The following is a 24,782-nucleotide window of genomic DNA, read 5'->3' on the forward strand; positions in this document are numbered from 1 at the left end:
CCGTCTTGGTTGCCGGTACGCCTGATAAAAAGACAAGCATGGCCCTACTGCAGATCGCCGAACCCGGGATGAGCCCTCAGCCGCACCAGCGCCGTCTGGCGGTGGGTATCGACCTGGGTACCACCAATTCGCTGGTCGCCGCTGTGCGCAGCGGTGTCGCCGAGCCCCTGCCGGATGCCGATGGCCAGGTCATCCTGCCGTCCGCGGTCCGCTATCACGCCGACCGTGTCGAAGTCGGTCGCAGTGCCAAGCAGGCCGCTTCCAGCGATCCGCTGAACACCATCATTTCGGTCAAGCGCTTCATGGGGCGCGGCCTGGAAGACGTCAAGCAGCTGGGCGAACAACTGCCTTACCGTTTCGTCGGTGGCGAATCGCACATGCCTTTCATCGAGACCGTCCAGGGCGCCAAGAGCCCGGTGGAAGTCTCGGCTGACATTCTCAAGACCCTGCGCCAGCGCGCCGAAAACACCTTGGGTGGCGAACTGGTCGGCGCGGTGATCACTGTGCCGGCGTACTTCGATGAAGCCCAGCGTCAGGCTACCAAGGACGCCGCTCGCCTTTCCGGTCTCAACGTCCTGCGCCTGCTCAACGAACCGACCGCCGCCGCAGTGGCATACGGCCTGGACAAGCAGGCCGAAGGCGTTGTCGCCATCTACGACCTGGGTGGCGGCACCTTCGATATTTCCATCCTGCGTCTGACTCGTGGTGTCTTCGAGGTCATGGCCACCGGTGGCGACAGTGCCCTGGGTGGTGATGATTTCGACCACGCCATCGCTGGCTGGATGGTGCATCAGGCCGGCCTGTCCGCCGATCTGGATCCGGGTGCTCAGCGCAGCCTGCTGCGCGTTGCCTGCGATGCCAAGGAGGCCCTGACCGATACCGATAGCGTCGAACTGGTCTATGGCGACTGGCGCGGCGTGCTGACTCGCGAGCAGTTCGATGCGCTGATCGAGCCCATGGTGGCGCGTAGCCTCAAGGCCTGCCGCCGCGCTGTGCGTGATTCTGGCATTGAGCTGGAAGAAGTCGAAGCCGTGGTCATGGTGGGTGGTTCCACTCGTGTGCCGCGCGTGCGTGAAGCAGTCGCGGAAATGTTCGGTCGTCAGCCCCTCACCGATATCGATCCCGATCAGGTAGTGGCAATCGGCGCCGCCGTACAGGCCGATATCCTGGCCGGCAACAAGCGCGGCGAAGAGCTGCTGCTTCTGGATGTGATTCCTCTGTCGCTCGGCCTGGAAACCATGGGCGGGCTGATGGAGAAGGTGATCCCGCGCAACACCACAATTCCCGTGGCGCGCGCCCAGGACTTCACCACCTACAAAGATGGCCAGACGGCCATGATGATTCATGTGCTCCAGGGTGAGCGCGAGCTGATCAAGGATTGCCGTTCCCTGGCACGCTTCGAGCTGCGCGGCATCCCGCCGATGGTGGCGGGCGCGGCGAAGATTCGCGTGACCTTCCAGGTGGACGCGGACGGCCTGCTGGGCGTAACCGCCCGTGAGCTCGCTTCCGGCGTCGAGGCGAGCATCCAGGTCAAGCCGTCCTATGGCCTGACCGATGGCGAAATCTCGCGCATGCTTCAGGATTCCTTCCAGTACGCCGGCGAAGACAAGAACGCCCGCGCCCTGCGTGAGCAGCAGGTTGAGGCCGAGCGCTTGCTGGAAGCGGTCCAGGCCGCCCTGGAAGTAGATGGCGAGCGCCTGCTGGATGAAGCCGAGCGCGCAGCGATCCTGGATAGCATGCAAACCCTTCGCGACCTGGCGATCGGCAGTGATGTCGCCGCCATCGAAGCCCAGATCAAGCGCCTGTCCCAGGTGACTGATGCCTTTGCTGCGCGTCGTATGGATGCCGCCGTCAAGGCAGCCCTGTCCGGCCGCCGACTCAACGAAATCGAGGATTGACCCAGAAATGCCGCAGATCATCATCCTGCCCCACGCCGAGCATTGCCCCGAGGGTGCTGTGATCGAAGCGAAGCCGGGCGAGAGCATCCTGGATGCCGCCCTGCGCAGCGGCATCGACATCGAGCACGCCTGCGAGAAGTCCTGCGCCTGTACCACCTGCCACGTGGTGGTGCGCGAGGGGTTCAATTCCCTGGAAGCGTCCGACGAACTGGAAGATGACATGCTCGACAAGGCCTGGGGTCTGGAACCTAATTCCCGTCTGTCCTGCCAGGCCCTGGTTGCGGATGAAGATCTGGTGGTGGAGATTCCGAAGTACACCATCAATCAGGTGTCCGAAGGTCACTGAAACGCGATTTGAAGCGTGCCGCACGTCGGTCTCGTCAGAGGCTCGTCCGCAGGGGCAAACTCTGCTGAGCACCGCTCGCTAGAATCTGTAAACTGCGCGTCCTCGCCTGCTTTGTCCTGCCTGGCTCGCGAGTCTCGAAACCGCCTTTGGAGCGTCATATGAGCCTTAAATGGACCGACGTACTGGAAATTGCCATCCAGCTTGCTGATGCCAAGCCGGATGTCGACCCGCGCTACGTGAACTTCGTCGATCTGCACAACTGGATCGTGGCCCTGCCGGAATTCTCCGATGATCCCCAGCGCGGTGGCGAGAAGGTTCTGGAGGCCGTCCAGGCCGCCTGGATCGAAGAAGCCGACTGACCGGCTTCTGCCCCTGGGCTGCGGCCCTACGCATTTCCCCCTAACCCGCGTATAATTCGCGGGTTTAATTTTTCGCTTTAATCCTTGTTTCTGGAGTTTTTCCATGGCTGTCGAACGTACTCTCTCCATCATCAAGCCGGACGCCGTTGCCAAGAACGTTGTGGGCGAGATCGTCACCCGCTTCGAAAAGGCCGGTCTGCGCGTCGTTGCCGCCAAGATGGTTCAACTGTCCGAGCGCGAAGCTGGCGGTTTCTACGCTGAGCACAAAGAGCGTCCTTTCTTCAAGGACCTGGTTTCCTTCATGACTTCCGGTCCGGTAGTCGTTCAGGTTCTGGAAGGCGAGAACGCCGTTGCCAAGAACCGTGAACTGATGGGCGCGACCGATCCGAAGAAAGCCGACGCTGGCACCATCCGCGCCGATTACGCTGTTTCCATCGACGAAAACGCCGTACACGGTTCGGATTCCGAGGCTTCCGCTGCTCGCGAAATTTCCTACTTCTTCGCCGCCACCGAGGTGTGCGCTCGCATTCGCTAATCGCGAATGGGAGAGGGTGAAGCCATGACTGAATCGACCGGTAAAGTGAACCTGCTGGGTCTGACCCAGCCGCAACTGGAAAGCTTCTTCGAGTCCATCGGGGAGAAACGCTTCCGCGCCGGTCAGGTGATGAAGTGGATTCACCACTTTGGCGTCGATGATTTCGACGCCATGAGCAATATCGGCAAGGCCTTGCGCGACAAGCTCAAGGCCTCTGCCGAGATTCGCGGCCCGGAAGTGGTCAGCCAGGACATCTCCAGCGATGGCACCCGCAAGTGGGTGGTCCGAGTGGCCTCCGGTAGCTGCGTCGAAACCGTGTACATCCCGCAAGGCGGTCGCGGCACCCTGTGTGTCTCGTCCCAGGCCGGTTGCGCCCTGGACTGCAGCTTCTGCTCCACGGGCAAGCAAGGTTTCAACAGCGACCTCACCGCCGCCGAAGTGATCGGCCAGGTGTGGATCGCCAACAAGTCCTTCGGGACCATCCCTGCGAAGATCGACCGTGCCATCACCAACGTGGTGATGATGGGCATGGGCGAGCCGCTGCTGAATTTCGACAATGTCGTCGCCGCCATGAACATCATGATGGACGACCTCGGTTACGGCATTTCCAAGCGCAAGGTGACCCTGTCCACCTCGGGCGTTGCGCCGATGATCGACAAGCTGGGCGAGGTGATCGACGTTTCCCTCGCGCTGTCGCTGCACGCACCGAACGACCCGCTGCGCAACCAGCTGGTGCCGATCAACAAGAAGTACCCCCTCGAAGTGGTGCTCGATGCCTGCCGCCGCTACATCTCCCGTCTCGGTGAGAAGCGCGTGCTGACCATCGAGTACACCCTGCTCAAGGACGTCAACGACCAGCCCGAACACGCTACCCAGATGATCGAGTTGCTCAAGGACTTCCCCTGCAAGATCAACCTGATCCCGTTCAACCCCTTCCCGCACTCGGGTTACGAGCGGCCGAGCAATAATGCGATCCGCCGCTTCCAGGACCTGTTGCACAAGGCCGGGCACAATGTCACCGTCCGCACCACACGCGGCGACGACATCGATGCAGCCTGTGGCCAGTTGGTCGGCCAGGTCATGGACCGTACCCGCCGCAGCGAGCGTTACATCGCCGTACGCCAGCTGAATGCCGAAGCGGAGGCGTCCAGCAACGCCGCGAACCGGAACTAGAGAAGGACACCCCATGACCCTGCGCGCTGCGCTGCTCCTCGTTTCCACCGCATTGCTCGCGGCCTGCGTGTCGACCGGTCAGGTCGATCCGATGAAGACCGACAAGGGTCGTGATGCAGCACGCGATGCCTACATCGAACTGGGTATCGGCTACCTGAAGCAAGGGGCCACCGAGCGGGCCAAGGTGCCGCTGAAAAAGGCCCTTGAGCTAGACCCGTCCAATGCTGACGCCAACGCGGCCCTCGCCCTGGTGTTCCAGACCGAGATGGAGCCGGAGCTGGCCGACCAGCACTACCGCAAGGCCCTGTCGTCCCGTAACGATGCGCGCATCCTCAACAACTACGGCAGCTTCCTCTACGAGCAGGGCCGTTATAAGGATGCCTACGACCGCTTCCAGCAAGCCACAGACGACAACCTCTATCCCGAGCGCTCGCGCGTGTTCGAGAACCTCGGCCTGACCGCGCTGAAGATGAACAATCCGGCGCTGGCCAAGCAGCACTTTGAAAAGTCCCTGCGCCTGAATCGCCAGCAGCCCAAGGCGCTGCTGGAAATGGCCCAGCTGTCTTTCGACGAGAAGCAGTACGTGCCGGCTCGTGACTACTACCAGCGCTATTCCCAGATTGCCGAGCAGACCGCCCAAAGCCTGCTGCTCGGGTCGCGTCTGGCGACCATATTCGAAGACCGCAACCAGGCTGCCAGCCTCGGTCTGCAACTCAAGCGACTCTATCCCGGCACGCCGGAATATCAGCAATACCTGTCGGAGCAAAGATGAAAGCGTCGCATCCCGAAGCTGTAGCGGCGACCCGCGCCAACCCGGGCGAAACCCTGCGTCAGGCCCGTGAGAGCAAGGATTTGTCCCTGGGCGAGGTCGCCCGCCACCTGAACCTGACCGAGCAGGCCCTGCGTCAGCTCGAGGCGGGTGATTTCGAGCAGTTGCCGGGGCACACCTTCGCCCGCGGCTACGTGCGCGCCTACGCCAAGCTGCTGGGTATGGACCAGGCTGTTCTGGTTGCCGAGTTCGACCATTACACCGGCACCGATGCCAAGGGCAGCAATGTGCACAGCCTGGGTCGCATCGAAGAGCCCGTGCGCTTGTCCCAGAGCGTGCTGCGTATCGTCAGCTTCATCATTTTGGTGGCCCTTGGCGCCGTCGGCTTTTTCTGGTGGCAGGAGCATTCCAGCCGCAACAACGAAGAAGCGGCCAGCGTGAACATGGAGCATGTGGAAGTGGAAAGTGCCGACGGCACCACCCAGATCCACCCGCTCGACGAGCCGGAAGACCAGGCCGTGGCCGAGGCCCAGGAAGGCGACGCGCCGACCCCGGCTGAAGTTTCCCCGGAAACGGCTGCTCAACCGGAACAGCAGGCCGCTGCAGGCGCTGCCCCTGTTGTGCCGGCTGGTGAGACCGCGCCTGCCGCCACGGCCCCGGTCGCACCAAGCCAGGTACCGGCGATTGCCGCTGCTGCCGCACCGGCTGCGCAACCGACCGCTCCCATTGCTCCGGCCGCAACTGCCGCTACTGCCGCTACTGCTCCCGCAGTTCCGGTGGTTCCTGCCGCCGCCCAGCCGGCAGCTCCGGTAGCTCCGGCCGCGCCCGCTACCGCCCCGGCTCCTGCCACCGAGGCCCCGGCCCCCGTGGCAGCCCAGCAGGGCCAGGGCGTGGTGCGTATCCAGTTCACCGCCAATTGCTGGACCCAGGTCACCGATGCCGACGGCAAGGTACTGGTCAGCGCCCTCAAACGCACCGGCGACAGCGTCGAGCTGGCCGGCAAGGCACCGCTGGAAGTTCGCCTGGGCTTCGCCCGCGGCGCGCAAGTCAGCTACAACGGCCAGTCGGTCGACATATCGCCTTATGTTCGCGGCGAGACCGCTCGCCTGAAGTTGGGGCAATAAGCCATGCATTGCGAATCCCCGATCAAACGCCGCGTTTCGCGGAAAATCTGGGTCGGCTCCGTACCGGTGGGCGGCGATGCGCCCATCGCCGTGCAGAGCATGACCAACACTGACACCTGCGACGTCGCCGCCACTGTGGGCCAGATCCAGCGCCTGGTGGATGCCGGCGTCGATATCGTTCGCATCTCCGTACCGGACATGGACGCAGCCGAGGCCTTCGGCCGCATCAAACAGCAGGTCCAGGTGCCGCTGGTGGCGGACATCCACTTCGACTACAAGATCGCCCTGCGCGTCGCCGAACTGGGTGTCGACTGCCTGCGCATCAACCCGGGCAACATTGGCCGCGAAGACCGCGTCCGGGCGGTGGTCGATGCCGCGCGCGACAAAGGCATCCCGATCCGCATCGGCGTCAACGCCGGTTCGCTGGAGAAGGACCTGCAGAAGAAATACGGCGAGCCCACGCCGCAGGCTCTGGTCGAGTCTGCACTGCGCCATGTGGAGCATCTCGACAAGCTGGACTTCCAGGACTTCAAGGTCAGCGTAAAGGCTTCTGACGTGTTCATGGCCGTCGAAGCCTACCGCCTGCTGGCCAAGCAAATCGTGCAGCCGCTGCACCTGGGCATCACCGAAGCGGGTGGCCTGCGCTCCGGCACCGTGAAGTCTGCGGTAGGCCTGGGCATGCTGCTGGCCGAAGGCATCGGCGACACCATTCGCATCTCCCTGGCGGCGGATCCGGTGGAAGAGGTCAAGGTCGGCTTCGACATCCTCAAGTCCCTGCACCTGCGCTCCCGTGGCATCAACTTCATCGCCTGCCCGAGCTGCTCGCGGCAGAACTTCGATGTGGTCAAGACCATGAACGAGCTGGAAGGGCGCCTCGAAGACCTGCTGGTACCGATGGACGTGGCCGTAATCGGTTGTGTGGTCAACGGTCCGGGTGAAGCCAAGGAGGCCCATATCGGCCTGACCGGCGGCACCCCGAACAATCTGGTCTACATCGACGGCAAGCCGGCGCAGAAGCTGAACAACGACAACCTGGTGGACGAGCTCGAACGGCTCATCCGCGAAAAGGCGGCTGCAAAGGCCGAAGCTGACGCGGCGCTGATCGCCCGTAGCTGAAACAAGGAACCCACGTGAGCAAGACCTTGCAAGCCATTCGTGGCATGAACGACATCCTGCCGGAGCAGACGCCCGCCTGGCGTTACCTGGAAAACACCGTCGCCGACCTGCTGGATAGCTACGGTTACAAGGAAATCCGCCTGCCGATCCTCGAGTTCACCGAGCTGTTCGCCCGCGGTATCGGCGAAGGCACCGATGTGGTCGACAAGGAGATGTACACCTTCCTCGATCGCAACGAAGAGTCGCTGACCATGCGCCCGGAAGGCACTGCGGGCTGCGTGCGCGCCGTGCTGGAGCATGGCCTCACCGGTGGCGGCCAGGTGCAGAAGCTGTGGTATGCCGGCCCGATGTTCCGCTACGAGAAGCCGCAGAAGGGTCGCTACCGCCAGTTCCACCAGATGGGTGTGGAAGTCTTCAACCTGCCCGGCCCGGACATCGACGCCGAACTGATCGTGCTCACCTGGCGCCTGTGGAAAAAGCTCGGCCTGGCCGACGCCGTGACCCTGCAGCTGAACAGCCTGGGTTCCAGCGAGGCTCGCGCCCGTTACCGCGATGCCCTGGTCGCCTACCTGCAGGATCGTTACGACCTGCTGGACGAAGATAGCCAGCGCCGCCTGACCACCAATCCGCTGCGTATCCTCGACAGCAAGGACGGCGGTACCCAGGCCGTGTTGGTGGATGCGCCGACTCTGCACGACTACCTGGATGAAGAGTCCCTGGCCCACTTCGAAGGCCTCAAGGCGCGTCTGGATGCCGTGGGTATCCGCTACGAAATCAACCAGAAGCTGGTGCGCGGCCTGGACTACTACAGCCGCACCGTCTTCGAGTGGGTGACCGACAAGCTCGGCTCCCAGGGCACCGTCTGTGCCGGTGGCCGCTACGACGGCCTGGTCACCCAGTTCGGCGGCAAGCCGACTCCGGGCGTGGGTTACGCCATGGGCGTCGAGCGCCTGGTGCTGCTGCTGGAAACCCTCGGCCTGGTACCGGATGAGCTGAACAGCCCGGCCGACGTCTATATCTGCGCCTTCGGCGAAGCCGCCGAGCTGGCCGCCCTCGGCCTTTCCGAGCAGCTGCGCGATGCGGTTCCGGGCCTGCGCCTGCTGGTCAATGCCGGTGCCGGCAGCTTCAAGAGCCAGTTCAAGAAGGCCGACAAGAGCGGTGCCCAGTACGCGTTGATCCTGGGGGACGACGAACTGGCCAAGCGCGTGGTAGGTTGCAAGCCGCTTCGCGACGACAGCGAACAACAAAATATTGCCTGGGATGCTCTGGCTGAGCATCTCGCTGCCTGCTTGAAGCGGGCTTGAGCATCCAAAGATCAGGAGTACGGGGTTAAGCATGCAGACTGAAGAAGAACAGATTGCGCAGTTCAGGGACTGGTGGCAGCGCAACGGCAAACCCATGCTCACTGGCGGCGCACTGGCGCTGGCGGTGGTCTTCGGTTGGCAGGCCTGGCAGAAGTACGAAACCAATCAGGCCCAGGGCGCCTCGGTCGTTTACCAGCAACTGCTGGAAACCGCGCTGAACCCCAGCGGCACTCCGGATTCGGCCAAGGTCGCCGAACTGGCCGGCAAACTGAAGAGTGACTTCGGTGGCACCCACTACGCCCAGTACGGCAGCCTGTTCGTGGCCAAGGTCGCGGTCGACGCCGGCAAGCTTGACGACGCCGCTGCCGAACTCAAGGCCGTGCTCGACAAGCCCGCCGATGCGACCCTCGGCGAACTCGCCCGCCAGCGCCTGGCCCGTGTCCTGGCCGCCCAGGGCAAGGCCGAAGATGCCCTCAAGCTGCTGGAAGGCGACGCCGACAAGGCCTTCTCTGCCAGCCGCGAAGAACTCAAGGGTGACCTGCTGGTGCAGCTGGGTCGCGCCGATGACGCGCATGCCGCCTACCTGAAAGCCAAGGCCGCACTGCCCGAAGACGCCGCCGTAGGTGGCCTGCAGATGAAGCTCGACGACCTGGCAAAAGGGGACGCGTGACGTGATGCGCTGGAAGAATGCCGCAGTGCTGGCCCTGGCCGTTCTGGCCGTGGGCTGCAGCAGCAACAGCAAGAAGGAACTGCCGCCGGCCGAGCTGCCCGATATCACTGAAGAGGTGAGTCTGGACAAGGGTTGGAGCCGCTCCATTGGCGATGGCCAGGGCGAGACCTACAACCTGCTGGTGCCCGCCGTCGACGGCGACACCATCTATGCCTCGGACGTCAACGGCGAGGTCATGGCGCTCAACCGCTTCAATGGCGACGTGATCTGGAAGCAGGACCTGGAACTCCCGGTATCCGGCGCCGTGGGCGTTGGCTATGGCCTGGTGATGGTCGGCACCCTGAAGGGTGAAGTCGTTGCCCTGGACGCCACCAACGGTGAAGAAAAATGGCGCGCCCGCGTCAACGGCGAAGTGCTGGCCCCGGCGGCCAACAACGGTGACGTGGTGGTCGTGCAGACCCAGAACGACACCCTGTTCGGTTTCGATGCCGCCACCGGCAACCAGCTCTGGATCTACGAGAACACCCCGGCGGTGCTGACCCTGCGTGGTACTGGCGCGCCTGTCGTGACCAACAACCTGGCCGTGGCCGGCCTGTCCACCGGCAAGGTGCTCGCGCTGGATATCAAGCGCGGCATTCCGGTCTGGGAACAGCGCGTGGCAGTGCCCCAAGGCCGTTCCGAACTGGATCGCGTCGTGGACATCGACGGTGGCCTGCTGCTGTCCGGTGGCACCCTCTACGTGGCCACCTACCAGGGCCGAGTCGCTGCCCTGGATCTGGAGAGCGGCCGTGTGCTCTGGCAGCGCGAAGCGTCCAGCTACGCTGGCGTCGCCCAGGGCTTCGGCAACGTCTACGTGAGCCTGGCCAACGGCACCGTGGAAGGTGTGGATGAGCGTTCCGCCTCCGCCCTGTGGAGCAACGACGCGCTGGCCCGCCGCCAGCTGTCCGCTCCGGAAGTCTTCTCCAGCTACGTGGCTGTGGGCGACTTCGAAGGTTACCTGCACCTGCTGAGCCAGGTGGACGGTCACTTCGTCGGCCGCACGAAGATCGACGGCGACGGCCTGCGTGCCCGTCCGCTGGTGGTCGGCGAGTGGATGTATGCCTACGGCAATGGCGGAAAGCTGGTCGGCCTGACCATCCGCTAAGCTGAAGCTTGATACCCGGCCGCTGCCGTCGAACGGCAGCGGCCTTTGTGTTTTATGAAATAACGAATGGAGAGCCTCATGGTTCCCGTAATCGCCCTGGTGGGTCGGCCAAACGTCGGCAAGTCCACCCTGTTCAACCGCCTGACCAAGACCCGTAACGCGATCGTCGCGGAATACGCAGGTCTCACCCGTGACCGCCAGTACGGCGAGGCGAAGTGGCAGGGTCGCACCTATATCGTCATCGACACCGGAGGTATCTCCGGCGATGAGGAAGGCATCGACGCAAAAATGGCTGAGCAGTCGCTGCAGGCCATTGAAGAAGCCGATGCAGTGCTCTTCATGGTCGACTCCCGCGCCGGGATGACTGCGTCCGACCAGATGATCGCCGAGCACCTGCGCAAGCGGAACAAGCGCAGCTTCCTGGTGGCCAACAAGGTCGACACCGTTGACCCGGATATCGCCCGCGCCGAGTTCAGCCCTCTGGGCCTGGGCGACGCCTTGCCGATTGCTGCCGCTCACGGCCGTGGCATCAGCCAGATGCTGCAGGAAGCGCTGGGCGTGTTTCCCCGTGACGACCAGGCCGACGAGGAAGAAGCGGCCGAAGCCGAAGTGGTTGCGGAAGGCGAAGAAGCCAAGCGCATTCCCGGCCCGAGCGAGAAGGACGGCATCAAGATCGCCATCATCGGTCGCCCCAACGTCGGCAAGTCCACGCTGGTCAACCGCATGCTCGGTGAAGAACGGGTGATCGTTTACGACCAGGCCGGCACCACCCGCGACAGTATCTACATTCCCTTCGAGCGCAACGAAGAGAAGTACACCCTCATCGACACCGCTGGCGTACGCCGTCGCGGCAAGATCTTCGAGGCTGTGGAAAAGTTCTCGGTGGTGAAAACCCTGCAAGCCATCCAGGACGCCAACGTGGTGGTCTTCGTGATGGACGCCCGCGAAGGCGTGGTCGAACACGACCTCAACCTGCTGGGCTTCGTGCTGGAAACCGGCCGCGCGCTGGTCATTGCCCTGAACAAGTGGGACGGCATGGAGCCGAGTGAGCGCGACTACGTGAAGACCGAGCTGGAGCGCCGGCTGTTCTTCGTCGATTTCGCCGACATCCACTTCATTTCCGCGTTGCACGGCACTGGCGTCGGTCACCTGTACAAGTCGGTGCAGGACTCGTTCCGCTCGGCCATCACCCGTTGGCCGACCAGCCGCCTGACCCAGATCCTCGAAGACGCGGTGCAGGAGCACCAGCCGCCGCTGGTCAACGGTCGCCGCATCAAGCTGCGCTACGCCCACCTGGGTGGTGCCAACCCGCCGCTGATCGTGATCCACGGCAACCAGGTGGAATCGGTGCCGAAGTCCTACTCGCGCTATCTGGAAAATACCTACCGGCGCGTGCTCAAGCTGGTCGGTACGCCGATCCGCATCGAGTACAAGGGGGGCGAGAACCCCTACGAGGGCAAGAAGAACACGCTGACCGAGCGTCAGGTGAACAAGAAGCGCCGCCTCATGTCGCACCACAAGAAGGCCGACAAGAAGCGCCGCGACAAGAAGCGCTGATTGATCGATACGAAAGAGGGCGCCCTGGGGCGCCTTTTTTCTTTCCGGGAGGAACCCGTCTTTTGTAGGAGCGAGCTCTGCTCGCGAATCGGGCTGGCACGCTGTTTCGCGAGCAGAGCTCGCTCCTACCGGCATTCCTGTGGTCGCGAAACCCCTCAGGGCTTAAGCTATGACCCACTTTCCAGTCGCCAGCAGCCTGAAGAAATGATCGCCAGCAAGTTGCCCAACGTCGGCACCACCATCTTCACCCGCATGTCCCAGCTCGCCGCAGAAGTCGGCGCTATCAACCTGTCCCAGGGCTTCCCGGATTTCTCCGCGCCAGCCGCCCTGTGCGATGCGGTCGGCCGGCACATCGCCGCTGGGCATAACCAATACGCCCCGATGACCGGCCTGCCCGCCCTGCGCGAGCAGGTGGCGGCCAAAGTGGCCACTTTCTATGGCCGCGCGGTCAGCGCCGATGCCGAGGTGACTATCACGCCCGGCGCCACCGAAGCGATTTTCTGCGCCATCCAGGCGGTGGTCCGTGCCGGCGACGAGGTGATCGTCCTCGATCCGTGCTACGACAGCTACGAGCCATCCGTGGAGCTGGCCGGCGGCCGTTGCGTCCATGTGCCGCTGGCGCTGCCGGGCTTCTGCATCGATTGGCAGCGCATGCGCGACGCGTTGAGCCCGCGTACCCGCATGATCATCCTCAACAGTCCGCACAACCCCAGTGGCGCGCTGATTTCCCGCGCTGAACTGGACCAGTTGGCCGAGCTGATCCGTGGCCGCGATATCTACCTGGTCTCGGACGAGGTCTATGAGCACCTGGTGTTCGACGGCGTCAGCCATGTCAGCGTGCTGGCTCATGACGAACTCTACGCCCGCGCCTTCGTGGTCAGCTCCTTCGGCAAGACCTATCACGTCACCGGCTGGAAGACCGGCTACGTAGTCGCCCCGCCGGCGCTCTCCGCCGAGTTGCGCAAGGTCCACCAGTACGTGAATTTCTGCGGCGTCACTCCGCTGCAGTGGGCATTGGCCGATTTCATGACGGCGCATCCGGAGCACCTGGCCGAACTGCCGGGCTTCTACCAGGCCAAGCGTGACCTGTTCTGCGACCTGTTGGCCGGCTCGCGCTTCGGCTTCACTCGCGCTGCCGGTACTTACTTCCAGTTGGTGGACTACAGCGCCATCCGCGACGACCTGGACGACGTGGCCATGTCCGAGTGGCTGACCCGTGAGCATGGCGTGGCCGCCATCCCGGTCTCGGTGTTCTACCAGCAGGCACCCAAGGACCTGCGCATGGTGCGGTTCTGCTTCGCCAAACGTGAGGAGACGCTGCGTCAGGCGGCGGAAAAGCTATGCGCGATCTGACCACCTTGCCCGACCTCAAGCTGGCCCTGGTGCAGACCACCCTGGCCTGGCATGACTGCGCCGCCAACCACGCGCACTTCGAAGCGCTGCTGGAGCAGGCGAGGGGGGCGGACCTGATCGTCCTGCCGGAGATGTTCACCACCGGCTTCTCCATGGATTCGGCGGCCCTCGCCGAACCCGAACAGGGTCCGACCCACGCCTGGCTGCGCGAACAGGCCAGTCGCCTCGATGCGGTGATCACCGGCAGCCTCATCATCCAGGCCGCCGACGGCAGCCACCGTAACCGCCTGCTCTGGGCGCGTCCGGACGGTGAAGTCCTGCATTACGACAAGCGACACCTGTTCCGCATGGCAGGCGAGCACAAGCACTACACGCCGGGCGAAACCCAGGCGCTGTTCGAGCTCAAAGGCTGGCGGGTGCGTCCGCTGATCTGCTACGACCTGCGCTTCCCGGTGTGGAGCCGTGATCCGCACGACACCGACCTGCTGCTCTACACCGCCAACTGGCCGGCTGCCCGTCGCCATCACTGGAACCGCCTGCTGCCGGCGCGCGCCATCGAGAATTTGTGCTTTGTCGCGGCGGTGAACCGTGTAGGGATCGATGGCAAGGGGCATGGCTACAGCGGCGACAGCCAGGTTTTGGACTTCCAGGGCGAAAGCCTGCTGGATGCCGGCGATGGTGACGGCGTGTTCTTCGCCAGCCTGTCGGCTTCGCAACTGGCGGCTTATCGCGAGCGCTTCCCAGCGATGCGTGATGCGGACGCCTTCGACCTGCATCTCTGAGCCCGGAGCGACCATGAGCGAACACAAGCCGCTACCTGCCGAAGGCAACCTGCTGGTGGCGGGGGAGAAGGTCTACAACACGCCGGTGGAAGTCACCCTGGCGGTCATCGGCGGCAAGTGGAAGTCGCTGCTGGTCTATCACCTGATCCCCGAGGCGCGGCGCTTCTCCGAGCTCAAGCGACTGGTGCCTGGCATCACTGAGAAGATGCTGACCCAGCAGCTGCGGGAGCTTGAGCGCGACGGCATTGTCTCGCGCACTGTGTATGCCGAAGTGCCACCGAGGGTCGAGTACCGCCTGACCGAGCATGGCTTGAGTCTGAAGCCGGTGCTGGATTCCATGTGCGCATGGGGTAAGTGCCACTGGCAGCAGCAGGGATAGGTCGGATCCCCGTGCTCAATGTAGGGGCGAATTCATTCGCCAAGGGCGGAGTAGCCGCCCCAATTGGGATCCGATAACGGACCTGCGGCCCGTTTGGCGATTGAAATCGCCCCCACAAGGAATAGGCCCACGGACAAAAGAAAACCCCGCCGGATGGCGGGGTTTTTTATTGCGCTATCGGCTTCAGGCCGCTTCGGCCTCGGCCTGGCTCAGGGCGCGATTGAGGGCGCTGAACAGGCCACGGAAGCTGGCGGTGGTGATGTTCTCGTCGATGCCGATACCGTGCAGGGCACGGCCGCCGTTGACGCGCAACTCGATGTAGGCCGCGGCCTTGGCGTTGGTGCCGGCGCCGATGGCGTGCTCGGAGTAGTCCATGATCTCTACCTTCACCGGCAGGCTGGCCACCAGGGCTTCCAGCGGGCCCTTGCCCATGCCGCGCAGGTGCTGGGTTTCACCGTTGAACTGAACTTCGATATCCACGGCGCTGGTGCCGTTCTCTTCCTGCAGGCGATGTCCTTTCAGGGTGAACGGAGTGCTGGCCTGCAGGTACTCGGCGTCCAGCAGCTTGTAGATCTGCTCGGCGGTCATTTCCAGGCCCAGGCGATCAGTTTCCTTCTGCACCACCTGGCTGAACTCGATCTGCATGCGGCGCGGCAGGCTGATTCCGTATTCCTGCTCCAGCAGGAAGGTGATGCCGCCCTTGCCGGACTGGCTGTTGACGCGGATTACCGCCTCGTAGCTGCGGCCGATGTCGGCCGGGTCGATCGGCAGGTAGGGCACTTCCCAGACGCCGTCTTCCTTCTGCTGGGCGAAGCCCTTGCGGATAGCATCCTGGTGGGAGCCGGAGAAGGCGGTATGCACCAGGTCGCCCACGTAGGGGTGACGCGGGTGGACCGGCAGTTGGTTGCACTCTTCGACGACCTTGCGCACGGCATCGATGTCGGAGAAGTCCAGTTGCGGGTGCAGGCCCTGGGTGTACATGTTCAGCGCCAGGGTCACCAGGTCGACGTTGCCGGTGCGCTCACCATTGCCAAACAGGCAGCCTTCAACGCGGTCGGCGCCGGCCATCAGGCCCAGTTCGGTGGCGGCCACGCCGGTGCCACGGTCGTTGTGGGTGTGCAGGCTGATGATCACGGAGTCACGACGGCTGACGTGGCGACCGAACCATTCGATCTGGTCGGCGTACACGTTCGGCGTGGCGCATTCCACGGTGGCCGGCAGGTTGAGGATGATCTTCTTCTCAGGAGTCGGCTGCCATACGTCGATCACGGCGTCGCAGACTTCCACGGCGAACTCCAGCTCAGTGGAGCTGAAGATTTCCGGCGAGTACTGGAAGGTCCAGTCGGTGCCGGGCTGCTCGGCGGCCAGCTTCTTGATCAGTTTGGCGGCGTTGGTGGCGATCTCGACCACGCCGGCCTTGTCCTGATTGAAGACGATGCGGCGGAAGGACGGCGCAGTGGCGTTGTAGACGTGGACGATGGCCTTCTTCGCGCCCTTCAGGGACTCGAAGGTGCGGGTGATCAGGTCTTCGCGGGCCTGGGTCAGCACCTGGATGGTCACGTCATCGGGGATGTGGCCGCCTTCGATCAGCTCGCGAACGAAGTTGAAATCGGTATCCGAGGCCGACGGGAAGGCCACCTCGATTTCCTTCAGGCCCACCTGCACCAGGGTCTTGAAAAAACGCATCTTCTTCTGCGCGTCCATCGGCTCGATCAGCGACTGGTTGCCGTCGCGCAGGTCGGAGCTGCACCAGATCGGTACTTCAGTGATGGTCTTCGACGGCCAGGTACGGTCCGGCAGGTTGATGGCCGGGAACGGACGGTACTTGTTGGACGGGTCTTTCAGCATGCTCATGGGGCAAATCCTTTTTACTGCGGGCCGTGTGATGGTCGGCCAGGCATTGGAAATCGGCGGGTGCGGCGGAGGTGGGATTCAGCCACGCAGTCGGGGGCTGACCAGTCGCAGGCAGGCGTGTTGACGCAGAAGGATGAGAGTGTGTGCGGTTTTCATAGGGGCTAACCCTATTCATCGTGAGTGAATATGGCAAGCATCGCGGAAAAAATGGTGAAAAAGAGCGCAAGAATCTGCAAGGAGGGAAAATATTGCGTGAATGCGGCGGGTTTCTAGGAATGATTGCGCGGCTTATTTGTCGAGAGGCAGCCAGCCCGCGAAAGGCCCGTTGCCGGGCAATCCGCGGGCAGCCACCGGATCATTGTGCTGGAGGCAAGCGCAGCGTGCGCATGTCCGCTCCGCTTGGGTGTTGGAAGACCCGCAGGCCAAACTCCGGAAGTATCGCCAGCAGATGGTCGAAGATGTCGGACTGGATGGCCTCGTAGCTGGCCCAGGCGGTGGTGTTGGTGAAGCAGTACAGCTCCAGGGGCAGGCCATCGGCGGTGGGGGCCATCTGCCGCACGAGCAGGGTCATGTCCTTGCGGATGTCCTGGTTCTCCCGCAGGTAGTTCTCAACGTAGGCGCGGAAGGTGCCGAGGTTGGTCAATTGGCGGCTGTTGACCGGCAGCCGCTCCTCTTCGTCCAGCTGGCTGTTCCAGGACAGCAGCTCGCTCTGCTTGACGGTGAGGTAGCTGTCCAGCAGGCGGAAGTCGTGCAGTCGCTCGATGTCGTCCTGGTTTAGGAAGCGCACGCTGTTCTGGTCCAGGTACAGGCAACGCTTGATCCGCCTGCCCCCTGATTCCTGCATGCCGCGCCAGTTCTTGAACGAATCGGTGATGAAACGCTTGGTGGGAATGGTGGTGATGGTCTTGTCCCAGTTCTGTATGCGTGAGCTCTTGAAGGAAATGGACAACGGACTTCCTTTGAAATCAACGGCTTAAAAAATTTCGTAGCTTGTCCATTTTCTTGGATTTTGATGGACACCGTCAGCGCCCGATTTACCCACAGGTCTCTCCGCTTTTCTGCGCACCTCATGCGCTTATCGCAGAGTACTCCCTATGAAAATGGAGGCCCAGCAGCCGGAAGCGGGACGCTCAGCAGAAGGAGAGGTTTATGGAGCGATTGCGCTCGTTTGGCTGGATGCTATTGGGGGCTAGCTAGCGGCGGCCCTACCTATGAGCCAAAAAGAATGGCCTGGTAGCTACTGATAGGCAGTGTGCTCGATTAGGGAAGCAACTGCCGTCAACGATTGCATAGTGGCGCTAAGCCTGATATCGAATGCCGCAACTATGTTCGTGACAGCAGTGTATAACTCTAAACCGCTCTATAGCTCGAGTTCACTGGGGGACAGTTCTGGCTCTTGATAATCGTACGCAAATTCAAGCGCAAGCTCATAAATCTCATCCAGCGCGGCGTGCCATTCGTCGAGAGTGATCTTGCATAGGCCGTTCTTGTAAAAGAGCTCGGAACACATGTCTTGGTCTAGCTCTGTTCTCATTTCGTCGGCAAACTCCTCGGGAGAATCTTCTTCGCTAATGCGTGAAGAGAAGCTTTGCTCAAATTGGGTGATGATGGATTCGACTAACGAAGACATGGGGCTCTCTCTTTTTTTGTTGTTATGGCTCTTATTTTAACACTGGGATTTGTTGGTTTGTAGTTTCCAATGTCGGGAAACTTAGTTATACATCCAATTTTATTGGAGTAATGCTGGTGTGACGTGCACCGATGACTGGAGTTTGTGCAAGTAATACTGCAAGGATGGCCGGCCTTCATTCTTTTTGAAAGATACGACGACGTACCGGCTGTTCAACGTCGTCAGCACCCAGAACTGCCCCTCCTTCCTGGCACACCTCACGTCGGACGTTCTGATGAGATGGCCATCTGCGAAGCGGCCATACTCATCGGCCCGAACGTGTGCATACACAAATCCCAGACCGCTCGCTGCAACGATCCGGGCGTGTGTGAGGTATCCAGTAACTGGTTCGTCGAAGGTATGCGACATCGCGTCTTTGAGCCGCTTCCTAACTTTTCCGGACATTGGCCTCACGAGCCGGCCTGCATACACCGTGTCCATCCTTTCTCCGTTGGCCGGCGTGGCCAATCCCGGTGTGTTCACTTGGAATCGATTGGCTCAGTGCTGCGTGGTCATGGCAGACACCACGGTCGGGCGTGCATAAAGCACCGTCCAGTCGCGTAGCTGCTCGATTCCCTGCACGTCGTCTGGGAGGTCGTAGTACGTGTGGCCGTCGACGGTGGTGTAGATGTGCGCGACTTCAGGGCCAGAAGTTTTTGCAAGCTCTAGTTTCGCCAAGGGTTCCATGAGCCAGCGCCCTTTTTTGTTCAGCCGCTCCGGCGTGACTACTTGCACATCGACCACTTGGACAGGGCCTTCTGGCTGGTTCAGCAGGTTCACGAACTGAGACACATCGCCTGGCATGGTTGTGTGCGTGGTGGGTTGCTCCTCGACGTAGCAGCGGAGGGTCAAGTGAAACCACGGCGTACGCGCATTTCGCTCAACCAGGCTCCAGTATCTACGGTGCTCGTCGAAGAACTGCATAAAACCCAGTTCGTGGCATTGGTAAGTCGTGAACATCAGAAATCCTCGCTGGCCCTGAACCAGCCATTTAATTGGCATTTATTGACAAATACGTCAGGCATGTCGCATACCGATTGCGACACGAACAGATGCTACAGCGGCACGATATGTCGCGTCAAAGATGGCTTGATGCTTCCTTTTTGGATGCAAGAGATGGGCTACCAACAGGTCTTGGGGGAAGTGATCAGGGACGTGAGACTGCAAGCGCGCCTTACGCACCTTGAGTGCGCGGAAGCCATCAATGGGGGGCATTTGCGTCAGGTGGAGAAGGGTCTCAAGGCCATTAAGATCGACACGCTAGTGGCGCTCTGCGGCGTGCTTGGGGTCACTCCCAGCCAGCTGCTCCTGGTAGTGGAAGCGCGACTTGCCGGCCATGATGTTGAAGAGCATTTGGCTGCGAGCAATGCGCAACTGCACTCGCTCATTGATGCTGGACGCGTTGAGCGTATTGCGCCAGAAGATGCGTTTAGGGGTATCAGAGGCAGGATAGCGAATGAGACACGCGATGAAACACGACGCCTGCAAGCTGCCGGTTTCACAAAGCCAGAGATCGCACATCAGCTAGGGGTGACAGTTCGAACTGTTGAGCGCTACTGGACAAAGTAGACGCTGAGCTTGGCTGAACCCTTCACAGGGAAAGAATGCAGCGCCTCAAAGGCGGCGCCCCTTAACTCTCGCTCACCATCCAAGCATCCGCTCGATGGTGTTTCGTTCCCGACACTTTCGGCAGGTTAAACACCCGCGCTGAATTGGTCTCCGCTTCGTAGTCATCCAGGCTCTTCGGCAGCAGCATGCTTTGATTGCGATGTTCTCGCTAGATTAAAAGCTTCATGGGCAGCCATAGTGAGTTTGACTCCGCCAAATTCAGGCAAGGCCGATGCCAAGGTTTCTGCACTGCCTGGGTCGGCGCGTGGAGACGGGCTTGCTCATGCAGCAATGGCCACACCATCACGCCTAAGCTAACGCTTTCACTCTTGCGTATAGCTCATAAAGATGAAGGGCCGACATGTCAAGAATGGGCTCATACATAAATGAGTTCAGGTGAATGTTTTCAGGTGTCATAAGATTAACCTGCGAAAGAACCAGCAATTGACTGTCATCATTAGGGTAAAGCAGAGAATATTTTCCGTACAGCTCGAATGTCTGATTGCTAGTTATGGTTCCGACAAAGTTAGGATCATTAATTTTGCCGATCATGAATCTTTCTGCTTGTAGGCGTATGGCAATTGAGAGAATGACTTTCGATTCTAGTTCAACATCATCGTTGGCAGCAGCTGCTAGCACATCAGCCTGGTCAAAAATCAGATCAATTGCCGAGTTTCCAGGATTGGGAAGCACAAGCCCGGCTTGGTCTAGCAGTGTGGCTTTATAAATATTCTCCAGGTCACCAATGGTTAGTGTCGTGCTATCGGCCTTGATATGCAGTAACGATGTAAGCTTCAAATAATGCTGGCTCGCAGTGCCGTGACAGTATTCAGCCAAGTTGCGCACGAAGGGGATGCTAGCTGCTAGGTAGGCTGGATTTGTAGTCAGGCCATTCTTCCACGTAGTAAAAGGATTCTTTTGATATTTCTCAACAACAAAAGAAAGGGTTCCTTGGTGTTTTCTCGCAAACAACCTCCGCTGCCGCGCGATTTGAAGTCGACTGCTAATTGTGCGATGAAAATCAAAGTTATGAGTAAGGAATATTAGCCTAAAAAATGGAACCTTTGATATCTCATTTAGATATTCAATAATTGCATATTTGTTTTTGTAGTCAAAGGAATCTGCAATATCATCAATCATCAGCAAAGTCGGTTGACTTGACTCCCGGCGCGCTTGAATCTCAAAGAGAATGTTCAATATATATAATGCACGCCTTTCTCCTTGGCTTAGAACCTGTAGCAATTTTTCTTCATCTACACCGCATGTGCCATGGCCATCATTGAATTCAAATCCGACCTTAGGCGCCTCACCCTTGAGAATTACGTCTTGCTGGTTCTGAATGACCAACTTAAATGGAACATAGAACCTTTCATTAAATTGCTCAACCACTGCTGCCCATTTTGTCTTTTCTGCTTGAGCTTGGTGAGCAGTTTTGGAAATTATATCTTTTGCAGCCAAGTAGGCTATCGCAAATGAAGTTATGGATGACTTCGCCAGGTTGAAGTATCCGAGCCAAAGTTTCCTTCTAAAACCATCGTAGTCGCCGAGTTCTGGAAGTATCTCGGGATGCTCAGCCAGGTATTCTCGGAATTTTTTGAGTTCCATATTTCGTTGAAGCTGTTTATCAACTGCTTCGAACTTCTCGGAGAGCTCTTTATCTCCCAGTATGCGTCCCTTTTCTGCACTAACCAGCGCATCCAATTCTTTGGATGAGGTTACCTCAACTTTCTCAGCGCCATTAGAAATATTAAGGGAATGATTTGCATCAAAGAATCCATTGTTCAAAAGGCTCTTTGAGACATCAGATGCACCAGTGTGATTGAATTTTTTATTGAGCAAAGGGGATTGTTCAACTAGCTCTTGGTACTTCTCTATGTATTCATGGAGCTGCTGACTAAAAGTCCCCGCCTTCAAGACGGAGTTGGTTTTATCGTTAAATATTTCCGTATAAACCAGGTCAGAAAGGGTTGTATCCCCATTAAGCTTTTCGGCAATTCCTGCAAAGAACTCATAAGTACTATTGAGCTGAAAGACCTCCTTAATTTCATTTGTCGGAAGTGTTTTTCCCGGCCACTTGGCGTGCTCCTTTAACTCTTTTAGAAGGTTTTCATGCGTCGCGTCTATATTCCTGATAGCCTTCTCGTATTCCTCTCTCAGCGTCTGATTCACCAGAAGCGTTGAGGAGCTCGCCGCCGCATAACGCTCTACATAGGGTTTGATTACAAAGATGGACTCAGGTGTGATAGCTGTAGCTGCATCAACAGTAACTGTTCGCGCTGTAGGTCGGGCAGGGAATATCAAGTCCTGGCTGTTTTGCCCCTCTTGGATATCCAAGAAAGTTCGAGCCAACGAGGTTTTCATAAAACCATTCGGAGCATAAATCGAGAATGAGGATCCAGCGGGATTACCTTTGGACGCTTTAAATGTTAGCGTCTCATCTAGCTTTTGAATTCCATAGCAGTTTTCCAAATTAATATTCAGGACATCCATATCAAAACTCCTTATAAATTATGGGAATCGCCTGTAGGGAGACGCTACCAATTCGCCATCATCATGTCCATTAGTCCATCGTCAAACTGGCACCCGACAAGGATTGCTGCAACGGACTTGAACAAGCCGCTTTAGAGAGAGGTGGCTTTCTGTTGCACTGCGGTGAGGACTGTCTGGGCCAGTTTTCGCTTAGAAGTCAACGAACGCTAGGCTTGAACTCAGGCGCGACTTCGTAAAAGTCAGCGACCGCTTAGCCTTGGTGTGCAGAAAATGGACAGGCCGCAACCCAATCTGCCTGTGAAAACCGGCGGCTTTGGGTCGACTTCTGCCGGTCATGACCGGCAGGGATCGGCAGAAAGCTGCTCACCAAATCCTGTCGTTTGAATCTAGCCTTTTATTATATCCGGCATCTCGTTGAAGCCTGTCGCGTTGAAAAATGATAGCCTTTTTTGTGAGGCTACCAAATCGATCTTGGCGATATGGTGATTTTTAGCGGTCACGGTTGGAGAATAAAAATAATAATTAAGCTCTTGACAGGCTAGCTCTATAACTAAAGACGATACATCTAGATCGTAGCAAGATTTCAATGTTTTATGCTTTGCTGATGGGAATTTTATCTTGAATATTTCATTGTAGTGTGGCTGAAAATACCGAATTAAACCAGCTTCAATCATCCCGATTTTCTGCTTTTTATTAGGTCGGTTTCTCATCGCATTTATCAGGCGAGACTCGTTTTGGTTTGTGTTATTTGCATCTTTTGCTCGGCCGTCCATCGATGTGAAAAACTGGTCATGTTCAAATTGATACATGAAGATCATGATTTCTTTATCAGGGTAATCATGATTCGTCAGAGCTAGAATTTTTTGCAGAGTCGAATGGTTTTTCAATCGTTCTGGTGCAGATCTATTACCTTGGCCAAGAGATTGCCCTACGTAAAGGACTTCGTAACGATTCAGGTCAACGGCACCGCTCCTATCTTCTTGTAGATATCGAAAGGTCAGCATACTTGCAGGGAGATACGTGCCCTCTTGTCCGTCGGGATTAAAACTGCAAATCTCTCTATACGGATATCGGCATTCTATTTTTGATGCCTCATCATCTAGCGTCCAGTGGAAACCTTCGAATGGAATTTCGTGTTCTTTTCCGTCGATTCGATAGCATACAACGCCAGATAACAAACCTCCTTCATGCCTTAATGTTTCAGGCTTGAAGAATGGCTGCGGTCGCGCGGTTATGATGTATATATGGCTCTTGTCTAAATTTTGTTGGTCAACTGGATTAACTCTGCCACCTAACAGTAGTTGGTGCGCTGTTACAATAGATGTAAAGCTATTCATGTATCCAAGTGCGTATTCTGTAACAAATTTTCGCTTCATAAAGAGTCGTCCATGATGACTGAGGTGGTGAGTAAACTCGTATCGTGAATCGCCCCGGCTTTCCTAGACACTCTCCAAGCTCTGGAAATAGCGCTTTTCAAACTCCACTGGCGATAGCTGCATAGCGCTGCTGTGCCGGCGTTTGGGGTTATAAAACATCTCGATGTAATCGAACACATCACTCCGAGCTTCTTCGCGGGTGCCGTAGGTCTTCCGTCGGATGCGTTCCCGTTTCAGCAACTGAAAAAAGCTTTCCGCTACCGCGTTGTCGTGGCAGTTGCCGCGTCGGCTCATGCTGCTGATCAGGTTGTTGGCCTTGAGGAAACTCTGCCAATCCGAGCTGCTGAACTGGCTGCCCTGGTCGGAGTGGATCATCACTTCCTGCTTGGGCTTGCGCCGCCAGACCGCCATCAACAGGGCATCGATGGCCAGGTCGCTGCACATCCGTGGCTTCATCGACCAGCCGATCACCTGGCGTGAAAACAGATCCAGCACCACCGCCAAATACAACCAACCCTCATAGGTGCGGATGTAGGTGATGTCGGTGACCCAGACCTTGTTCGGTTCACTGACGTTGAACTGCCGCTCCAGGCGATTGGGCGAAGCTACCGTTGGCCGGCCGCCGTAATAGCCGGGGCGCCGACGATAGCCGGTCTGCGAGCGCAGCCCTTCTCCCCGCATCAGGCGAGCCACGCGGTGCCGGCCACAGGACTCTCCCAGCTCACGCAGGTCGTCGTGAATCTTGCGATAGCCGTAGACCCCACCGCTTTCCAGCCAGGCATGTTTGATCAACCCGAGCAGGCGCTGATCTTCCTTGGCGCGTACGGATTTCGGCTCGGCCAGCCAGGCGTAGTAACCGCTGGGATGCACTTTCAGGGTCTGGCAGAGACGCCGTACCGGGTACTCCACCGACAGCTTGCTGATGAAGGCGTACTTCAGCCGGACTCCTTGGCAAAGTACGCGGCGGCCTTTTTTAGGATGTCTCGCTCTTCGGTCACTCGCTTGAGTTCGGCGCGTAGACGACGCAGTTCGGCCTGCTGATCATCTTCTTGCTGCCGCTGCGCCTGGGGCTTGCCGTAGCGCTTGATCCAGGCATACAGGCTGTGCACCGACATGCCTAACCGCGCTGCCACCTCGGCTACGGGGAGGCCGCGCTCGGTCACTTGCTTGACCGCTTCGATTTTGAATTCTTCGGGGTAACGCTGGTTGCTCATGGCACCTCCTAACGGGCCTCATTATGAGGCTTGGAGGTGTCTACGAAACTAGGGGCGATTCA

The 24,782-nt window shown here is 59.2% G+C and carries 22 protein-coding genes and 1 pseudogene; 16 read left to right on the forward strand and 7 right to left on the reverse strand.

The window, feature by feature from the left end; all coding sequences use genetic code 11:
* Nucleotides 1-38 precede the first annotated feature (38 nt).
* The 15 genes from hscA (at nucleotide 39) to E8F06_RS12065 (ending at nucleotide 14,509) form a co-directional block, all read left to right on the forward strand.
* Nucleotides 39-1,898: a Fe-S protein assembly chaperone HscA gene (gene hscA, locus E8F06_RS11995; protein ID WP_280367299.1), complete on the forward strand. Its 1,860-nt coding sequence runs from the start codon at nucleotides 39-41 to the stop codon at nucleotides 1,896-1,898.
* A gap of 7 nt (nucleotides 1,899-1,905) precedes the next feature.
* On the forward strand, nucleotides 1,906-2,244 hold the full coding sequence (fdx, locus tag E8F06_RS12000) for an ISC system 2Fe-2S type ferredoxin (protein ID WP_280367301.1): 339 nt from the start codon (nucleotides 1,906-1,908) through the stop codon (nucleotides 2,242-2,244).
* Nucleotides 2,245-2,402: 158 nt separating this feature from the next.
* Nucleotides 2,403-2,603, forward strand: coding sequence for a Fe-S cluster assembly protein IscX (iscX, locus tag E8F06_RS12005; RefSeq protein ID WP_280367303.1), 201 nt, complete (start codon nucleotides 2,403-2,405; stop codon nucleotides 2,601-2,603).
* 103 nt (nucleotides 2,604-2,706) lie between these two features.
* Nucleotides 2,707-3,138, forward strand: coding sequence for a nucleoside-diphosphate kinase (gene ndk, locus E8F06_RS12010; RefSeq protein WP_280367306.1), 432 nt, complete (start codon nucleotides 2,707-2,709; stop codon nucleotides 3,136-3,138).
* Nucleotides 3,139-3,162: 24 nt separating this feature from the next.
* On the forward strand, nucleotides 3,163-4,311 hold the full coding sequence (gene rlmN, locus E8F06_RS12015) for a 23S rRNA (adenine(2503)-C(2))-methyltransferase RlmN (protein ID WP_280367308.1): 1,149 nt from the start codon (nucleotides 3,163-3,165) through the stop codon (nucleotides 4,309-4,311).
* A gap of 13 nt (nucleotides 4,312-4,324) precedes the next feature.
* The gene (pilW, locus tag E8F06_RS12020; RefSeq protein ID WP_280367311.1) at nucleotides 4,325-5,083 is read left to right on the forward strand and encodes a type IV pilus biogenesis/stability protein PilW; all 759 of its coding nucleotides are present in this window, start codon (nucleotides 4,325-4,327) and stop codon (nucleotides 5,081-5,083) included.
* Nucleotides 5,080-6,204, forward strand: coding sequence for a helix-turn-helix domain-containing protein (locus tag E8F06_RS12025; protein WP_280367313.1), 1,125 nt, complete (start codon nucleotides 5,080-5,082; stop codon nucleotides 6,202-6,204). The genes pilW and E8F06_RS12025 overlap by 4 nt, the downstream gene beginning before the upstream one ends.
* Before the next feature lie 3 nt (nucleotides 6,205-6,207).
* Nucleotides 6,208-7,320: a flavodoxin-dependent (E)-4-hydroxy-3-methylbut-2-enyl-diphosphate synthase gene (ispG, locus tag E8F06_RS12030; RefSeq protein ID WP_120652801.1), complete on the forward strand. Its 1,113-nt coding sequence runs from the start codon at nucleotides 6,208-6,210 to the stop codon at nucleotides 7,318-7,320.
* Between the two features lie 14 nt (nucleotides 7,321-7,334).
* Nucleotides 7,335-8,624, forward strand: coding sequence for a histidine--tRNA ligase (gene hisS, locus E8F06_RS12035; RefSeq protein WP_280367315.1), 1,290 nt, complete (start codon nucleotides 7,335-7,337; stop codon nucleotides 8,622-8,624).
* Between the two features lie 31 nt (nucleotides 8,625-8,655).
* Nucleotides 8,656-9,294 (forward strand): YfgM family protein, encoded by a 639-nt coding sequence (locus tag E8F06_RS12040; RefSeq protein WP_280367317.1) that lies wholly within the window; start codon nucleotides 8,656-8,658, stop codon nucleotides 9,292-9,294.
* A 4-nt stretch (nucleotides 9,295-9,298) separates the two neighbouring features.
* The gene (gene bamB, locus E8F06_RS12045) at nucleotides 9,299-10,438 is read left to right on the forward strand and encodes an outer membrane protein assembly factor BamB (RefSeq protein ID WP_280367320.1); all 1,140 of its coding nucleotides are present in this window, start codon (nucleotides 9,299-9,301) and stop codon (nucleotides 10,436-10,438) included.
* 78 nt (nucleotides 10,439-10,516) lie between these two features.
* Nucleotides 10,517-11,995: a ribosome biogenesis GTPase Der gene (gene der, locus E8F06_RS12050; RefSeq protein ID WP_280367323.1), complete on the forward strand. Its 1,479-nt coding sequence runs from the start codon at nucleotides 10,517-10,519 to the stop codon at nucleotides 11,993-11,995.
* 204 nt (nucleotides 11,996-12,199) lie between these two features.
* Nucleotides 12,200-13,348: a pyridoxal phosphate-dependent aminotransferase gene (locus E8F06_RS12055; RefSeq protein WP_280367326.1), complete on the forward strand. Its 1,149-nt coding sequence runs from the start codon at nucleotides 12,200-12,202 to the stop codon at nucleotides 13,346-13,348.
* Nucleotides 13,336-14,130 (forward strand): amidohydrolase, encoded by a 795-nt coding sequence (locus E8F06_RS12060; protein WP_280367330.1) that lies wholly within the window; start codon nucleotides 13,336-13,338, stop codon nucleotides 14,128-14,130. Before E8F06_RS12055 ends, E8F06_RS12060 begins: the two co-directional genes overlap by 13 nt.
* A gap of 13 nt (nucleotides 14,131-14,143) precedes the next feature.
* Nucleotides 14,144-14,509 carry a helix-turn-helix domain-containing protein gene (locus tag E8F06_RS12065; RefSeq protein WP_280367333.1) on the forward strand — a complete coding sequence of 122 codons (366 nt, stop codon included), beginning with the start codon at nucleotides 14,144-14,146 and terminating at the stop codon, nucleotides 14,507-14,509.
* A gap of 183 nt (nucleotides 14,510-14,692) precedes the next feature.
* On the opposite strand, the gene leuA is transcribed toward E8F06_RS12065, so the two are convergent.
* The 4 genes and pseudogenes from leuA to E8F06_RS12085 all read right to left on the reverse strand — a co-directional run bounded on the left by leuA (nucleotide 14,693) and on the right by E8F06_RS12085 (nucleotide 18,956).
* Nucleotides 14,693-16,363, reverse strand: coding sequence for a 2-isopropylmalate synthase (leuA, locus tag E8F06_RS12070; RefSeq protein ID WP_280367335.1), 1,671 nt, complete (start codon nucleotides 16,361-16,363; stop codon nucleotides 14,693-14,695).
* A gap of 355 nt (nucleotides 16,364-16,718) precedes the next feature.
* A pseudogene (locus E8F06_RS12075) lies at nucleotides 16,719-17,315 on the reverse strand (mechanosensitive ion channel domain-containing protein); the annotation flags it as partial.
* Between the two features lie 408 nt (nucleotides 17,316-17,723).
* The gene (locus E8F06_RS12080; RefSeq protein ID WP_280367338.1) at nucleotides 17,724-17,993 is read right to left on the reverse strand and encodes a hypothetical protein; all 270 of its coding nucleotides are present in this window, start codon (nucleotides 17,991-17,993) and stop codon (nucleotides 17,724-17,726) included.
* Nucleotides 17,994-18,530: 537 nt separating this feature from the next.
* Complete coding sequence (locus tag E8F06_RS12085) at nucleotides 18,531-18,956, reverse strand: hypothetical protein (RefSeq protein ID WP_280367339.1); 426 nt, start codon at nucleotides 18,954-18,956, stop codon at nucleotides 18,531-18,533.
* Here E8F06_RS12085 and E8F06_RS12090 point away from each other — a divergent pair.
* The gene (locus E8F06_RS12090) at nucleotides 18,936-19,601 is read left to right on the forward strand and encodes a Fis family transcriptional regulator (RefSeq protein ID WP_280367342.1); all 666 of its coding nucleotides are present in this window, start codon (nucleotides 18,936-18,938) and stop codon (nucleotides 19,599-19,601) included. The two genes, E8F06_RS12085 and E8F06_RS12090, sit on opposite strands and share 21 nt — an antisense overlap.
* A 348-nt stretch (nucleotides 19,602-19,949) precedes the next feature.
* Here E8F06_RS12090 and E8F06_RS12095 read toward each other — a convergent pair whose 3' ends face one another.
* The 3 genes from E8F06_RS12095 to E8F06_RS12105 form a co-directional block, all read right to left on the reverse strand.
* The gene (locus E8F06_RS12095) at nucleotides 19,950-22,130 is read right to left on the reverse strand and encodes a hypothetical protein (protein ID WP_280367344.1); all 2,181 of its coding nucleotides are present in this window, start codon (nucleotides 22,128-22,130) and stop codon (nucleotides 19,950-19,952) included.
* Nucleotides 22,131-22,516: 386 nt separating this feature from the next.
* Nucleotides 22,517-23,506, reverse strand: coding sequence for a hypothetical protein (locus E8F06_RS12100; RefSeq protein ID WP_280367346.1), 990 nt, complete (start codon nucleotides 23,504-23,506; stop codon nucleotides 22,517-22,519).
* A gap of 63 nt (nucleotides 23,507-23,569) precedes the next feature.
* Nucleotides 23,570-24,720 (reverse strand): IS3 family transposase gene (locus E8F06_RS12105; protein ID WP_280363247.1). Its coding sequence is split into 2 segments (ribosomal slippage): nucleotides 23,570-24,477 and nucleotides 24,477-24,720, totalling 1,152 coding nucleotides; the frame shifts between segments, so codons are not numbered across the junction.
* Nucleotides 24,721-24,782: the final 62 nt, after the last annotated feature.

The sequence above is a fragment of the Pseudomonas sp. BN411 genome (genome assembly GCF_029871235.1).
Classification (GTDB): Bacteria; Pseudomonadota; Gammaproteobacteria; order Pseudomonadales; family Pseudomonadaceae; genus Metapseudomonas.